General features: G+C 73.0%; 12 protein-coding genes. 7 read left to right on the forward strand and 5 right to left on the reverse strand.

Features of this window, described 5'->3' with window-relative positions; all coding sequences use genetic code 11:
* Positions 1-267: 267 nt before the first annotated feature.
* Positions 268-1698: an MFS transporter gene (locus V6U89_RS22490; protein ID WP_334573326.1), complete on the reverse strand. Its 1431-nt coding sequence runs from the start codon at positions 1696-1698 to the stop codon at positions 268-270.
* A gap of 37 nt (positions 1699-1735) precedes the next feature.
* Positions 1736-1972: a hypothetical protein gene (locus V6U89_RS22495; protein ID WP_088962112.1), complete on the reverse strand. Its 237-nt coding sequence runs from the start codon at positions 1970-1972 to the stop codon at positions 1736-1738.
* A 138-nt stretch (positions 1973-2110) separates the two neighbouring features.
* On the opposite strand from V6U89_RS22495, the gene V6U89_RS22500 reads away from it, so the two are divergent.
* Complete coding sequence (locus V6U89_RS22500) at positions 2111-3289, forward strand: geranylgeranyl reductase family protein (RefSeq protein WP_334573327.1); 1179 nt, start codon at positions 2111-2113, stop codon at positions 3287-3289.
* A gap of 109 nt (positions 3290-3398) precedes the next feature.
* Complete coding sequence (locus V6U89_RS22505) at positions 3399-3590, forward strand: hypothetical protein (RefSeq protein ID WP_334573328.1); 192 nt, start codon at positions 3399-3401, stop codon at positions 3588-3590.
* Between the two features lie 84 nt (positions 3591-3674).
* Here V6U89_RS22505 and V6U89_RS22510 read toward each other — a convergent pair whose 3' ends face one another.
* Positions 3675-5468 (reverse strand): bifunctional metallophosphatase/5'-nucleotidase, encoded by a 1794-nt coding sequence (locus V6U89_RS22510; protein ID WP_334573329.1) that lies wholly within the window; start codon positions 5466-5468, stop codon positions 3675-3677.
* A gap of 229 nt (positions 5469-5697) precedes the next feature.
* Here V6U89_RS22510 and V6U89_RS22515 point away from each other — a divergent pair, with 229 nt between their 5' ends.
* Entirely contained in the window at positions 5698-6600 is a 903-nt protein-coding gene (locus V6U89_RS22515; RefSeq protein WP_334573330.1) for an SDR family oxidoreductase, read from the forward strand.
* Positions 6601-6631: 31 nt separating this feature from the next.
* On the opposite strand, the gene V6U89_RS22520 is transcribed toward V6U89_RS22515, so the two are convergent.
* Complete coding sequence (locus V6U89_RS22520; RefSeq protein WP_334573331.1) at positions 6632-7291, reverse strand: nucleotidyl transferase AbiEii/AbiGii toxin family protein; 660 nt, start codon at positions 7289-7291, stop codon at positions 6632-6634.
* The gene (locus tag V6U89_RS22525; protein ID WP_334573332.1) at positions 7288-7620 is read right to left on the reverse strand and encodes a hypothetical protein; all 333 of its coding nucleotides are present in this window, start codon (positions 7618-7620) and stop codon (positions 7288-7290) included. Before V6U89_RS22525 ends, V6U89_RS22520 begins: the two co-directional genes overlap by 4 nt.
* Positions 7621-8399: 779 nt before the next feature.
* Between V6U89_RS22525 and V6U89_RS22530 the strand changes: the two genes are divergently transcribed.
* From V6U89_RS22530 to nrfD, 4 genes are all read left to right on the forward strand, one after another.
* A complete protein-coding gene (locus tag V6U89_RS22530; protein ID WP_334573333.1) occupies positions 8400-8987 on the forward strand; it encodes a hypothetical protein in 588 nt (195 codons plus the stop codon).
* Between the two features lie 427 nt (positions 8988-9414).
* Positions 9415-12711 carry a formate dehydrogenase gene (gene fdh, locus V6U89_RS22535; protein ID WP_334573334.1) on the forward strand — a complete coding sequence of 1099 codons (3297 nt, stop codon included), beginning with the start codon at positions 9415-9417 and terminating at the stop codon, positions 12709-12711.
* On the forward strand, positions 12704-13801 hold the full coding sequence (locus tag V6U89_RS22540) for a 4Fe-4S dicluster domain-containing protein (protein ID WP_334573335.1): 1098 nt from the start codon (positions 12704-12706) through the stop codon (positions 13799-13801). The genes fdh and V6U89_RS22540 overlap by 8 nt, the downstream gene beginning before the upstream one ends.
* Entirely contained in the window at positions 13798-14997 is a 1200-nt protein-coding gene (gene nrfD, locus V6U89_RS22545; RefSeq protein WP_334573336.1) for an NrfD/PsrC family molybdoenzyme membrane anchor subunit, read from the forward strand. Before V6U89_RS22540 ends, nrfD begins: the two co-directional genes overlap by 4 nt.
* Positions 14998-15027 lie beyond the last annotated feature (30 nt).

The following is a 15027-nucleotide window of genomic DNA, read 5'->3' on the forward strand; positions in this document are numbered from 1 at the left end:
GGTCGGCGGATCGCGGCGCGGGTCGGCGACGGCGGGCGGTCGAAAGGGGTGTGGGGGTTGGGGCGGCGAGGCCCGCGCGGAGGGTGCGCACGGCGGGGGTGTGGCCCGCCGTGCCCGGCGCAGGGATCAAGCCTGACCGCCCGGAGCCGGGCACGGCGTGCCACACACCCACCACCGACCAGCCGGCGCCGCGAATCCCACCGACCAGCCGCCGGCACGAAACCCACCGACCAGCCCGCGCAGCGAAGATCACCCCGGCGGACCGGATCACCCCCGCCGATGCCCCACCCAGATGTCCACCCCCGCCGCCACCAACGCCAGCACGACCACCCCCGCCGCCAGCAGCAACGAGTGCCGGAACGCCGCCCCCCAGTCCCCACCCGTGCTCGCGAGCGAGGAGAAGAACATCGCCCCGACCGCCGCGATCCCGGCCGCCGAGCCGATCCGCTGGCCGGTCTGGAGCATCCCGGCCGCGCTGCCCGCCTGCGGCACCGGCACCTGGGAGAGGGTGAGGGTCTGGTTCGGCGTGATGACCAGCCCGCTGCCCAGCCCGGCCACCAGCAGCGGCACCGCGGTCAACAGCGGTACGGAGTGCTGCGGCGAGCCGCGCAGCACGATCACCACAGTGCCGAGGCCGATCACCACGACGACCAGCCCGATGCCGACGAGCGGGCGGCCGAAGCGGTTGACGATCCGGCCGCCGAGCGTCGAGGCCAGCGCGGAGCCGAGGGCGAACGGCGTGATCGCCAGGCCGGCGATCAGCGCGCTGTAGCCGAGGCCGTTCTGCAGGTAGAGCGTGAAGATGAAGAAGATGGCGGTGAACCCGCCGAAGTAGACCAGCGCGATCAACGCGCCGAGGGTGTACGAGCGCAGCCGGAACAGCCGCAGGTCGAACAGGGGTGTCTGCTGGCGGCCGTACCGGCGCTCCCAGAGGCCGAAGCCGACCAGGACGGCCAGGCCGGCCGGGACGAGCGCCCACTTCCACGGGCTCTGCCACTGCTCGCGTTGCACCAGCGGCAGCAGCAGGAGCAGCACGCCGACGCCGAGCAGCAGGACACCGACCGGGTCGAGTCGGTGCCGGTCGGGCTGCCCGGCCGGTGGGGCGGGCAGCAGCCGCCAGCCGAGCACCACCGCGAGGATGCCCACCGGCACGTTGACGAAGAACACCCAGCGCCAGCCGTGTTCCTCGCCGCCGAGCTGGATGAGCAGCCCGCCGAGCAGCGGGCCGACCGCGGTGGAGATGCCGATGGTCGCGCCGAGCAGACCGAAGGCCCGGCCCCGTTCGGCGCCCCGGAACAGCTGCTGGATCAGACCGGTCACCTGGGGGTTGACCACCCCGGCGGCGGCACCCTGGAGCAGCCGGGTGGTGACCAGCCAGGCGGGCGAGGTGGCCAGGCCGGCGAGGGCGCTGGTGAGCGTGAAGAGGGCGACGCCCACCACGAAGGCGGTGCGTCGCCCGCGGGCGTCGCCGAGCCGGCCGGCGGGCACCAGGATCAGGCCGAACGTCAGCGCGTACCCGGACAGCACCCACTGCAGGTCGCTCGGGCTCGCGTGCAGCGCGCGGTCCATCGACGGGACGGCCACGTTGACGATGCTGACGTCCAGCAGCGTCATGAACGCCGCGACCAGCCCGACGCCGAGGGCTTGCCAGCGGCGTCGGTCACCCGCGTCCGTCCCGGCGACCGGCCGATGATCCATCACCGACCGCTACCCGGCGCCCCGAGGGGCAAACCGATCACGCCATCTGGCGCGCACACCAGCGTGGACCGAAGTCCAGCCCGGCCATCGGGGAGTCCTCCCGGTGCAGCAGGTCCTTCTCGGTGAGCAGGTGCAACGGGCCGTGCACCTCCTCCTCCGCCATCCCCGCCTCCTGGGCGATCGAGTCCGGGTACGGCACCTGGCCGCGCGCCTCCAGCGTGGCGACCGCGTCGTACACCCGTACCTCGGCCTCCGACAGACGTACCTGCTGCATGGTGACCTCCTTGCCGTGACCCGCCCGTCGCACGGGCGGTCTGGGTACCGCGGCTTACCCGCCGGGTGACCGACAATGCCCACCCGATCGGTCGGTCGTGAGCGGCCGGCCGCGCCGGGGTGCCCTAGGGTGGAGCCCGTGATCACCTGGGATCTCGTCGTCGTCGGCGCCGGCCCCGCCGGGCTCTCCGCCGCCCACGCCGCGGCCGGCGCGGGGGTGCGCACGCTGGTGCTGGACCGGGCCGCGCACCCCCGTTACAAGACGTGTGGCGGCGGGCTGATCGGCACCTCGCTGACGGCGGTCGCGGGCCGCATCGAGGTGCCCGCGCACGACCGGGTCGACCGGGTGACCTTCACCCGGGACGGGCGACGCGCCTTCACCCGCCGGCACCGTACCCCACTGGTGGCCATGGTCCGCCGGGACGAGTTCGACGACCGGCTGCGCGCCGCCGCGGTCGCCGCCGGGGCCGAGCTGCGCGAGGGCGTCGCGGTGCGCGGCATCGACCAGGACCCTGACGGGGTACGCGTACGGCTGGCCGACGGTCAGACCGTGCACGCCCGGACGGTCATCGGGGCGGACGGTTCCTCGGGGGTCAGTTCCCGGCACGTGGGTGTCCGTTTCCGACAGGTGGACCTGGGCCTGGAGCGGGAGCTGCCGGTGCCGCCGGCCGAGCAGCGGCGCTGGCGCGGCCGGCTGCTGCTCGACTGGGGAGCGGTGCCCGGCTCGTACGCCTGGGTTTTTCCCAAGGGGTCGAGCCTGACGGTGGGGGTGATCGCCGCCCGGGGCGAGGGGGAGCGGACCCGCGAGTACCTGCGCCGCTTCGTCGACCGGCTCGGGCTGTCCGGGGTGGCGGCCGAGCACGACTCCGGGCACCTGACCCGCTGCCGGGCGGAGGGGTCGCCGCTGCGGCACGGCCGGGTGCTGGTCGCCGGCGACGCGGCCGGCCTGCTGGAGCCGTGGAGCCGGGAGGGCATCAGCTACGCGTTGCGCTCCGGGGCGCTCGCCGGCGCGGCGGTCGTCGCCGGTGACCTGGCCGGCTACGAGCGGGACGTGACCGAGCACCTGGTTCCGTCGATGCGGGCCGGGCACCGGCTGCTGGAGGTGTTCGAACGCCGGCCCGACGTCTTCCACGCCCTGCTGGCGACGCCGGCCGGCTGGGGGATGTTCGTCCGGTTCTGCCAGGGCCGGGCCAGCTTCGACCAGACGCTGAACCGCGCTCCCGTCCGGGCCGGTCTGGCGCTGCTGGACCGCCTCCCGCCGGTACGGCAGCGCACGCCCTCGACCCCCGCCCGGCCGATGGCCACCCGATCCGGCTGACACCCCCGCTCAGGGGCACGACGACCGCCAAGGCCCTGGCGGCGCGCTCACCGGCGCGGGCGTCGCTGATGCGACGGCGGTGCTGGACCGGCGGGGGCACAATGCGGGCATGACCGACCCGGAGCCCACCTCGTTCGACGACGAGGCGTACGCCTTCCTCCGCCATGTGCGCTTCGGTGAACTGCCGCCGGGGGTCCGCCCCGACGAGCGGGTGGAGCTCACCGAGACCGATCCGCGCCGCGACCGACCCGAGTCGACCAACGACGACGAGTGGCACCTCCGGCTCGGGCCGGGCGGCTGACCCCGACCGGCGGGGCGGCGCCGGACGCGGACGGGCCGCGGGGATCGATCCCCGCGGCCCGTCGGCGTGTGCCGGTGGTACGGCTCAGAAGACCGGCACGCCCTCGCGCACCAGCTTCCAGTTCGGGACGTAGAAGTCGGTCGGGTCGATGGTCCCCTTCGCCTGCGCCCAGTCGATCAGCAGCTGGCGGATCTCCTGCTGCTCGTTGTAGACCTGGGTCTTGACGATGCCGGGGAAGTTGCCGCCGCCGCTGCGCCGGTAGTTGTTCACCGCGATGACGAACTGCGCGGTGTCGGCGACCGGGGTGTCGGTGCCCGCCACCACCAGGCGGGTGATCCGCTGGCCGACCGGCTTGCTGATGTCGATGTCGTAGTCGACGCCCGAGATCACGTCGTAGTTGTAGTCCGGCACGGCCGGGTCGCTGATGGTGGCCGGGTCGACGGCCGCGCCGACCGGCAGGGTGACGAAGTACTTCGCCGAGTACTCCAGGTACGCCTTCACCTCGGCGCCGGTGAGCACCACGGCCTCGAGGGTGTTGTCGAAGACGTAGAGGCCGGCCACGTCGCGGATCCGCACGTCGCCCTGCGGGAAGACCGCGGTGCGGCTGAACGGGGCGGCGATCGACAGCACCGGCAGCGACGCGTACGACGTGCCGGCCAGCGCCGCGGTGACGACCTCGGTCTGGACGTGGTTGATGAAGTCCAGGATCGGGGTGTCCTTGTACCGCGACTCGGCGGCCGACAGCTCCTCGGAGGACTGGGCGACGACCGTGTTGACGTAGTCGACGGTCTTGCCGTGCTGGCCGCGCACGGCCGCGAGCACCGCCGGGTCCTCCACCACCGTGTTGGTGTTGAGCATGGTGGCGCGCTTGGTGACGACCTTCCAGGTGCCGCGCACCTTCTGGACGGTGAAGTCCATCCGGGTCAGCCGCTGGCCCCACTTCGACGGCTCGGCGGTGAGCACCTGCTCGCCGGTCGCCGTGTTGGTGACGAACTTCTCCACCACCTCGGCGTGGGCGTGGCCGAAGAGGATCGCGTCGATGCCGGGGACCTGCTGGGCGATCAGCGCGACGGGGTTCTCGTTCGGCAGCTCCGGACCGTAGCTGGAGGTGCCGCTGTCGCCGCCGTGCGCCGAGATGATGACCAGGTCGGCGCCGCGCTCGCGCATGATCGGCACCCACTTGGCGGCGGTCTCCACCATGCCCGGGAAGACCAGCTTGCCCTCGACGTTGCCCTTGTCCCAGATGGCCACGCCCGGGTTGGTGAGGCCGAGGATGCCGACGTTGATGGTCGGGGAGTCCCAGCCGCCGAGGCGGACCTTCTTGATCACGTACGGCAGGTAGGCCGGCTTGCCGGTGGCCGCGTTGACCGCGTTGGCGGCGAGCGCCGGGAAGCCGAGCTGCGAGATCCAGGTGGCCAGCAGCGGCAGGCCGTAGTTGAACTCGTGGTTGCCCAGCGTCACCGCGTCGTACTTCAGGATGTTCATCGCGTTCGCCATCGGGTGCGTCTCACCGCTGGTGGTGATCGGCTCCTGCTTGGCGTAGTAGGTGGCCAGCGGCGTGCCCTGGATGGTGTCCCCGGCGTCGAGGACCAGGGTCGGCTTGCCCTTGCGCTCGGCGCGGATCTGGTTGACCAGGGTGGCCAGCTTGGCGACGCCGACGTCGTTGTGCCTGCTGTCGTCGTACTCGGCGTCCTTGTAGTAATCCCAGTTGTAGACGTTGCCGTGCGTGTCCGACGTGCCGAGCACGGTCAGGTCCCAGGTCTTCGGTCCCGTCGCCTCGGCGGCCCGGGCGGGGGCGCCGGCGAGCAGGGGGGTGGTCGCCGCGGCGGCGGCGACGGCCAGCACCTGGCGGCGCGAGGCGCCGGAGGAGGAGGTCATGCGGTGCCCTTCCAATGGGGGTGGGGCGCCTCGTGGGCGCCGTTGCGCACCATAACGAGCCGCTGTCACTACCGCCACAGCGGCCCGAGCTGTTCCACCCCACCAGCGCCGCCGGCCACCGTCGCGTAACACCCAGGTCATCCGGGCGGCCGTCGCCGTCGTTTCCGGTCCCGGCCGCCGGGTAGGGCAGACGAGCAGAAGGCCGGACGAACTACCCCGAGGAGCACCGGTGAGCGAGGACCAGTACACCCAGCAGGACCCCACCGAGCAGTACGGCCAGCAGCAGGGCCAGCCCGCCCAGCAGCAGTCCGCGCCCGGCGCGACCGGCGAGATGGGCCCGAAGCCCGACCACGGCGAGGAGTCGTACCGGGGCAGCGACCGGCTGACCGGGAAGCGGGCCCTGATCACCGGCGGTGACTCCGGCATCGGCCGTGCGGTGGCGATCGCCTTCGCCCGCGAGGGCGCCGACGTGGTCATCTCCTACCTGAGCGAGGAGGAGGACGCCGACGCCCGGGAGACGGTGCGGCTGGTCGAGGAGGCCGGCCGCCGGGGCGTGGCGGTGCGCACCGACCTCACCGACGAGAGCCACTGCCGGGAACTGGTCAAGCGGACCCTGGTCGACCTGGGCGGCATCGACATCCTGGTGAACAACGCCGCCTACCAGATGTCCCAGGACGACGGCATCGCCGGCATCAGCACCGCCCAGTTTGACCGGGTCCTGAAGACGAACCTGTACGCCATGTTCTGGCTGTGCCAGGAGGCGATCCCGCACATGGAGGACGGCGCCACGATCATCAACACCACGTCGATCCAGGCCTTCGACCCGTCACCGCAGCTGCTCGACTACGCCACCACCAAGGCGGGGATCGCCAACTTCACCAAGGGGCTCGCGGCGCAGCTGGCCGAGAAGGGCATCCGGGTCAACGCGGTGGCCCCCGGCCCGGTCTGGACGCCGCTCATCCCGGCCACCATGCCGCAGGAGAAGGTCAAGCAGTTCGGCACGGACACCCCGATGGGGCGGCCCGGCCAGCCGGCGGAACTCGCCCCCGCGTACGTCTTCTTCGCCTCGCAGGAGTCCAGCTACGTCACCGGCGAGATCCTCGGCGTGACCGGCGGACGCTTCACCAAGTGAGCGCGGCGCGCCCCGCTGGCCGTCGCGGCGGTCAGCGGGGCCAGGCGGCCAGCCGGCGACGGACCTCGCCGATCCGCGCCGCGTCCAGGCCGTAGCGGGTGAACCGCTGGTCCGGCACCCGGTCCAGGTAGCGGCCCGCCGCCCGGACGTCGTCGTCGTCCAGCGCCGGGTCGACCTGCCGGGCCAGCGCCAGCAGCTCGGCCACCGGGTAGTGGTCCAGCGCCGCCGACACGTCGATGTAGTCGCGGACCTCGCGCCGGTTCACCAGCGCGGCGGTCTTGTTCGCCACCAGGTCGCGGACGTCCATCACCGGGCCGAAATCCATCACCACGGGGGAGCGGTACCGGTCGAGCCGGGCCAGGCTCAGCCGGATCCGCCTCGGGCCGCGGGTGACCACGAAGTCCTTCATGTCCCGGTCGAAGCCGTCGAACAGCCCGCCCAGGTCGCTGTCCGGGTCGGCGTCGGCCACCTCGAACCCGGCCCGCTCCAGCGCCGCCCGTACCTCCGCCGCGGCGGCCGCCGCCGCGCCCTCCACGTCGGCGAACAGGTCGACGTCCTCGGTGGGGCGGGTGACCAGCCCGTGCGCGGCCCAGGCCACCCCGCCGCCGAGCACGAACCGGTGCGGCCCGGCCGCCGTGAGCGCCACCCGGGCGACCTCCCGGTAGAACTCGTGCAGGTGGCGGCCGCTCACGCGGTACGCAGACCCCGGTGCCGGCTCTCCCACGCCTGCCGGACGCCCCGGGGCAGGTTCAGCCGCCGCCACACCCGCCGCAGCGTCCGGCCGTTGATCAGGTGTCGCAGGTCCTCGGCGCGGGTGGTCTCCCGCAGCACGTTCTCGTACATCCAGAGCAGCTGGTCCGGGTCGGCCAGGTCGAACGTCCGGTCGGCGTTCCACATCAACCGCACCGGCAGCTCCACCACCCCCCGGGTGGGGCCGGCCAGCTCCGCCAGGGTGCGCGCCACCACGGCGGGACGGCCCGGGCGGGCCAGGTGGGGTGCGGTGCTGACGACGGCCTGCATGGTGTCAGGGTAACGCCGACTCCGCTCCGCGCAGCCGACCAGGCCGCCCGCATTCCGCCCTCCGCCCATTTCCCCCGTCTCGCGCCTCCGCTCCCAACACCCCCGTTCCGGCCGCTCGCGGCCGTTTCCGGCACCGACCACGACGCAGACCGGCCTCGCCTGCCTCAGGCTGGCCGGTCGGCTGCTGGTCGCCGCCGCGTCGACGTCCGGGTGGATCGGCGTCTGGTCCCGTCGGCGGTGGTGGCGTCACGCGATGTCGCCGTCGTGGTGGGGTCGAATCGGGGCGGAGAGCGCCATTGCGGTGAAACGGTGTCGATCGAGGTGCCGCGCTGGTCGAGGTGTCATCCTGCGGCGACAACCACGATCCGGGCCGGGGCGGGCCCGGGTGGGGGGAAGTGATCGGCGTTTGTCCGATTCGCACCTGTCAACTGACCGGCACGGTGTCCGGTTCATGCCCGGATCGGATGGCCGATCCCGTGACCGGCGGCACCCCCACCCCGGAATGGCGGCCGGCCCGGGGTCGTTACACCCTCTGTACGACCGCAGGAGCAAGCCCGCTGGCCTGGCCCGATCGAGTGGCCGGCCCGGGATGCGGGCCCCCGGAATGATGGTGGACCGCCGGTCGTTACACATGGACCCGGCGCCGAGCTCCCGCTCGTGAAGCCTGCCGGGCAGAGACTTTCCCTTGTGTGTGAGCGCCTGCTCGTGGTGCTTACGCCGCCTGTCATGTCGATCCCCCGGTCGACCGGCGGCGTCAACCCCCTGAAGGAGCTTCCCCCATGAACACGACCATTCTGCGGAAGAGCGTGCTGGGTATCGCTGGTCTGGCCTTCGCCGGTGGCGTCTTCGCCGGCCCCGTCACCGAGGCCCACGCCAACCCGGTCGAGGCCAAGGCCGTGGCCGTGGTGCAGGCCGACAAGGTGGACAAGGGCAAGCTGATCCCGCACGGTGTGCAGGGCAAGCAGTCGCGCATCACGCTGGACAGCGAGCAGACGAAGAATGTCAAGGCGATCATCGGCGCGACGAAGAAGTCGGGCATGGACGAGCGGGCCGCCGTGGTCTCGATCGCCACCGCTCTGCAGGAGTCGAAGCTGGAGAACCTGGGCCACCTGGGTGATCGCAACGACCACGACTCGCTGGGCCTGTTCCAGCAGCGCCCGTCCAGCGGTTGGGGCAGCCCGAAGCAGATCACCGACCCCGAGTACGCCACCAAGGCGTTCCTCAAGGGCCTCAAGCAGGTCGACGGCTGGCAGGACATGCCGCTGACCGAGGCCGCGCAGACCGTGCAGGTCTCGGCCTACCCCGACGCCTACGCGCAGTGGGAGCGGCAGGCCGCCGACCTGGTCGCCGAACACTGGAACGGCTGACCGCACGTGAACGGCACGCTGGCCGGCACCCCGAACCCGGGGTGCCGGCCAGCGGCGCGCGGCACCGACAGGCCGCAAGCGGCGGGCCACACCACCGGCGAGCCGGAAGCCACAGCAGTGGTGGGCGTCACGAAGCCGGGTGGAAGACCCGGAGCGGGTAGCCTGTTGAGTCAGGTGTCGGTGTGTCCAGTGTCCCCGGGCCTCACCTAAATTGCCTTCGCGGAATACCGTTCGGCTGGAGCCGCGTCGTGCCACTCGCCGAGAGGCGACCTGCACACCGACACCCCAAGCGCCGCCCCCGACCCACCAGGGCCGGGGGCGGCGCTGTCTCGTACCGGCGAAAGGGATCCCTCCGCTCCGCTCGCGGGCACCGTCGCGCTGCCCTATCTTCAGAGGGTCTACGGCGTCGGGGAGGGGGTGCGGGAGCATGGGCGTGCGTACCTTCCTCGAGGGCTGGCCGGTCTACCGGCAGCTCACCGGCACCGACCCGCTCGGTCGGGGCGCCGCCGCGCAGTCCGGCCGCTCCGCCGAGCTGACGGCGCGCACGGAGACGGCGGACAGGATGGCCCGCTCGGTCTGCCCGTACTGCGCGGTGGGCTGCGGGCAGCGGGTGTTCGTCACCGACGGTCGGGTCGCCCAGATCGAGGGCGACCCGGACAGTCCGATCTCGCGCGGCCGGCTCTGCCCGAAGGGTTCGGCCAGCAAGAGCCTGGTGACCAGCCCGCTGCGGCAGACCACGGTCCGCTACCGCCGGCCGTACGCCACCGAGTGGGAGGACCTGGAACTCGACACCGCGCTCGACATGATCGCCGACCGGATCCTCGCCGCCCGCGAGGAGACCTGGGAGGACGTCGACAGCGAGGGCCGGCCGCTCAACCGGACGCTGGGCATCTCCAGCCTGGGCGGGGCGACGCTGGACAACGAGGAGAACTACCTCATCAAGAAGCTGTTCACGGCGATGGGGGCGCTCCAGATCGAGAACCAGGCGCGGATTTGACACTCCGCCACCGTCCCCGGTCTGGGGACCAGCTTCGGTCGCGGTGGCGCGACGGACTTCCAGCAGGACGTCGCCAACGCTGACGTCATCGTCATCCAGGGCTCGAACATGGCCGAGGCCCACCCGGTGGGCTTCCAGTGGGTGATGGAGGCCAAGCGGCGCGGCGCCAAGGTGTTCCACGTCGATCCCCGGTTCACCCGGACCAGCGCCGTGGCCGACACGTACCTGCCGATCCGCGCGGGCACCGACATCGCGCTGCTCGGCGGGGTGGTGCGCTACATCCTGGAGAACGAGCTGGACTTCCGGGAGTACGTGCTGGCGTACACCAACGCCGCCACCATCGTCAGCGAGCGGTACGTCGACGCCGAGGACGGTGACGGCTTCTTCTCCGGGTTCGATCCGGAGACCAGCAGCTACGTGCAGGACAGCTGGCAGTACGAGGGCCACGAGGATTCCTCCGGCAGCGGGCACACCGCCAAGGAGCGGGACAGCGCGGCCGGGCTGCGGCACGAGTCGCACGGTGCGCAGGTCGCCGGTCAGGTGCCGCGGGACGAGACGTTGCAGCACCCGCGCTGCGTCTACCAGATCCTCAAGCGGCACTTCGCCCGCTACACCCCGGAGATGGTGGAGCGGGTCTGCGGCATCCCGCAGGACAGGTTCCTGGAGCTGGCCCGCGCCTGGACGGAGAACTCCGGCCGGGAGCGCACCGGGGTGCTCATCTACTCGGTGGGCTGGACCCAGCACAGCGTCGGGGTGCAGTACATCCGCACCGGCGCGATCATCCAGCTCCTGCTGGGCAACATGGGTCGGCCCGGCGGCGGGATCCTGGCGCTGCGCGGGCACGCCAGCATCCAGGGGTCCACCGACATCCCGACGCTGTTCAACCTGCTCCCCGGCTACCTGCCGATGCCGCACCACGCCGACCACCCGACCTTCGACGAGTGGGTGGACAGCATCCGGCACCCCGGGCAGAAGGGTTTCTGGGGCAACGCGCGCGCCTTCGGGGCGAGCCTGCTCAAGGCGTACTGGGGTGACGCGGCCACGGCCGAGAACGACTTCTGCTACGGGTACCTGCCCCGGATGACCGGCGACCACGGCACCTACCAGCAGGTGCTGAACATGATCGACGGCAAGGTCAAGGGCTACTTCCTGCTCGGCCAGAATCCGGCGGTCGGCTCCGCGCACGGCCGCGCGCAGCGCCTGGGCATGGCCAACCTCGACTGGCTGGTCGTCCGCGACCTGTTCATGATCGAGAGCGCGACCTTCTGGAAGAACGGCCCGGAGGTCGCCACCGGCGAGATCGTGCCGGAGGAATGCCGCACCGAGGTGTTCTTCCTGCCCGCCGCCTCGCACGTGGAGAAGGAGGGCACCTTCACCCAGACGCAGCGGCTGTTGCAGTGGCGGGAGAAGGCCCTCGACCCGCCGGGCGACGCCCGCTCCGAGCTGTGGTTCTTCTACCACCTGGGTCGCCGGCTGCGGGAGAAGCTGGCCGGCTCGGACCAGCCGCGCGACCGGGCGCTGCTCGACCTGGCCTGGGACTACCCCACGCACGGTCCGCACGCGGAGCCCAGCGCCGAGGCGGTGCTGCGCGAGATCAACGGGTACGACGTGGCGACCGGCCGCCCGCTGTCCGCGTTCGCCGAGGCCAGGGACGACGGGACCACCGCCATCGGCTGCTGGATCTACACCGGCGTCTACGCCGACGGGGTCAACCAGGCGGCCCGGCGGAAGTCCCGGCACGAGCAGGACTGGGTGGCCGCCGAGTGGGGGTGGGCCTGGCCGGCGAACCGCCGCACCCTGTACAACCGCGCCTCGGCCGACCCGCAGGGCCGTCCGTGGAGCGAGCGCAAGCGCTACGTCTGGTGGGACCCGGACGCGGGCGAGTGGACCGGCTACGACGTACCGGACTTCGAGAAGACCAAGCCGCCGACGTACCGGCCGCCGGAGGGCGCGTCCGGGCCGGCGGGGATCGCCGGCGACGACCCGTTCGTCATGCAGCCCGACGGCAAGGGCTGGCTGTACGCGCCGAGCGGGGTGCTCGACGGCCCGCTGCCGACGCACTTCGAGCCGGCCGAGTCGCCGCTGCGCAACCCGCTCTACGGTCAGCAGGCCAACCCGACCCGGAAGGTCTACGCGCACCCGGTGAACTCGGTGAACCCGAGCCCGCCCGAGGAGCACAGCCAGGTCTTCCCGTACGTGTTCACGGTGAGCCGGCTGACCGAGCACCACACGGCCGGCGCGATGAGCCGGACGGTCCGGCCGCTGGCGGAGTTGCAGCCGGAGATGTTCGTCGAGGTGTCGCCGGAGCTGGCCGCCGAGGTCGGGGTGACCCACCTGGGCTGGGCGCACCTGGTCAGCGGCCGGGCGGTGATCGAGGCGAGGGTGCTGGTCACCGACCGGCTCACCCCGCTGCGGGTGGACGGTCGGGTGATCCACCAGGTCTGGCTGCCGTACCACTTCGGCTTCGAGGGCCTGGTGACCGGCGACTCGGCCAACGACCTGTTCGGCATCACCCTGGACCCGAACGTACTGATCCAGGAGAGCAAGGTCGGCACCTGTGACGTGCGGCCCGGGCGGCGGCCGACCGGGCCGGCCCTGCGGGACCTGGTCGCCGAGTACCAGCGGCGGGCCGGGATCGTGCCGGGCCGGGCGGCGCCCACGATGACCGACGGGGTACGCCCCCCTGCGCCGGCGCCCGCCGAGGGGGAGGATGGCGACGATGCCTGACGCCAACAGCCTCTACGGGCCCCTCGACCCCGCCCCGGACGCCGGCTGGGTCGAGGCCGGCCCGCGGCTGGGTTTCTTCACCGACACCAGCGTCTGCATCGGCTGCAAGGCGTGCGAGGTGGCCTGCAAGGAGTGGAACGGGGTACCGGACTCCGGGTTCGACCTGCTCGGCATGTCGTACGACAACACCGGCGCGCTGACCGCCAACTCCTGGCGGCACGTGGCCTTCATCGAGCAGCCCGTCCCGGCCGGGCACCGCACGCCGCCGTTCGCCGGCGCCCCGACCGACGGGTCGGTCAGCGCGTCCTCGGCGGCCGTCGCCGCCGGCACCGGCAATCCGACCGGCACCGACCCGGGCGTGCCGCCGGGCTCGGCCTCCGCCGCCGCCCAGATGGCGGCCGACGGCGCCGCGGCACCGGCTACCGTCACCGATCGCGGCACCGGCACAGGTACGGGCGGTCAGTTCCTCGGCATGCCCGGTTCGCAGCCGCCCGGCCGGTCCACCGGCGTCGAGGAGCGCACCGACTTCCGCTGGCTGATGATGTCGGACGTCTGCAAGCACTGCACCCACGCCGCCTGCCTGGACGTCTGCCCGACCGGCTCGCTGTTCCGCACCGAGTTCGGCACGGTGGTGGTCCAGGAGGACATCTGCAACGGCTGCGGCTACTGCATCTCGGCCTGCCCGTACGGGGTGATCGACCAGCGTAAGGGCGACGGCCGGGCGTGGAAGTGCACGCTCTGCTACGACCGCCTCGGCGCGGGCATGACACCCGCCTGCGCGCAGGCCTGCCCCACCGAGTCGATTCAGTTCGGCCCACTGGACGAGCTGCGGGAGCGGGCGGCGCGGCGGGTCACCCAGCTGCACGAGCGGGGAGTGCCGGAGGCGCGGCTCTACGGCAACGACCCCACCGACGGCGTCGGCGGTGACGGCGCGTTCTTCCTGCTGCTCGACGAGCCCGAGGTGTACGGCCTGCCGCCGGACCCGGTGGTGACCACCCGCGACCTGCCGAAGATGTGGAAGCGGGCCGGGCTGGCCGCGCTGGCCATGACGGCGGCCGCCGTCGCCGCGTTCATCGGAGGTTCGTCGTGAGTCCGGACCGCGCGCCGGTCGGCTCGCTGTTCCGTCGCTTCCGCGATCGGCTGGAGACGCAGGGGCCCGGCCGACTCGGCGGCCCCGGCCACCGGGGCGACCACGGCCCGAAGATCGCCGCTGGCGGCGCCGATCTGGCCCGTACCGACTCGGGAGCCGCCGAGGTGCGCCTCGCCCCGGAGCCGCCCCGCGACGTCGCGCCGGTGGACCGCAAAGGTCGCCGCCGGCGGGCGGGCCGCGGTGGCGAGGAGCTGCGGGTGCCGGAGGCCGAGTTCACCTCGTACTACGGCCGGCCGATCCTCAAGGCGCCGGTGTGGCGGTGGGACATCGCCGCGTACCTGTTCACCGGGGGCCTGGCCGCCGGCTCGTCACTCCTGGCCGCCGGCGGGCAGCTCACCGGCCGCCCGGCGTTGCGCCGCGCCGGCCGGGTCACTGCGCTGGGCGCGGTCACCGCCAGCGCGTACTTCCTGATCCACGACCTGGGGCGGCCGTCCCGCTTCCACCACATGCTGCGGGTCGCGAAGCCGACCTCGCCGATGTCGGTGGGCACCTGGATCCTGAGCGCCTTCGGGCCGGCCGCCGGCGTTGCCGCGATCGCCGAGGCGGCGCCCTGGCTCCCCGAGCGCGGCGTGCTCGGGCTGGCCCGCCGGGTACTGCCCCCGGTCGGGCAGGCCGCCGGGCTGGCCGCCGCCGCCACCGCGCCGGCCCTGGCCACGTATACCGGGGTGCTGCTGGCCGGGACGGCGGTGCCGTCGTGGCACGAGGCGTACCCGGAACTGCCGACCATCTTCGCGGGCAGCGCGCTGGCCAGCGGCGCCGGCGTGGGCCTGATCGCCGCGCCGTGCGCGCAGGCCGGCCCGGCGCGGCGGATGGCCGTGGCCGGCGCGGCGCTGGAGCTGCTCGGCTCGCATTCGGTGGAGACCCGGCTCGGGTTGCTCAGCGAGCCGTACCGGACGGGCCGGGCCGGCCGGCTGCTGCGCGCCGGGCGGGCGCTGACCGTCGCCGGGGTGGCCGGGGCGCTGGTCGGCCGGCGCAGCAGGCTGATCTCCGCACTCTCCGGCGGCGCGCTGCTCGCCGCGTCGGTGGCCACCCGGTTCGGCATCTTCCACGGCGGCGTCGCCTCGGCACGGGATCCGAAGTACACGGTCGTGCCGCAGCGGGAGCGGGTGCGCCGCCGGGAGGCCGGCGAAGGCTGAGGCTCGCCGCGCGGCGGGCCGGGGGCTGTG

The organism is Micromonospora sp. CPCC 206171 (assembly GCF_036906755.1).
GTDB lineage: Bacteria > Actinomycetota > Actinomycetes > Mycobacteriales > Micromonosporaceae > Micromonospora > Micromonospora purpureochromogenes.

Bases quoted from the DNA above. Each gene is read 5' to 3' on its own strand.
- V6U89_RS22495 (WP_088962112.1), bottom strand. From the start codon at position 1,972: ATGCAGCAGGTACGTCTGTCGGAGGCCGAGGTACGGGTGTACGACGCG.
- V6U89_RS22505 (WP_334573328.1), top strand. From the start codon at position 3,399: ATGACCGACCCGGAGCCCACCTCGTTCGACGACGAGGCGTACGCCTTC.
- V6U89_RS22525 (WP_334573332.1), bottom strand. From the start codon at position 7,620: ATGCAGGCCGTCGTCAGCACCGCACCCCACCTGGCCCGCCCGGGCCGT.
- V6U89_RS22490 (WP_334573326.1), bottom strand. From the start codon at position 1,698: ATGGATCATCGGCCGGTCGCCGGGACGGACGCGGGTGACCGACGCCGC.
- V6U89_RS22540 (WP_334573335.1), top strand. From the start codon at position 12,704: ATGCCTGACGCCAACAGCCTCTACGGGCCCCTCGACCCCGCCCCGGAC.
- V6U89_RS22530 (WP_334573333.1), top strand. From the start codon at position 8,400: ATGAACACGACCATTCTGCGGAAGAGCGTGCTGGGTATCGCTGGTCTG.
- V6U89_RS22510 (WP_334573329.1), bottom strand. From the start codon at position 5,468: ATGACCTCCTCCTCCGGCGCCTCGCGCCGCCAGGTGCTGGCCGTCGCC.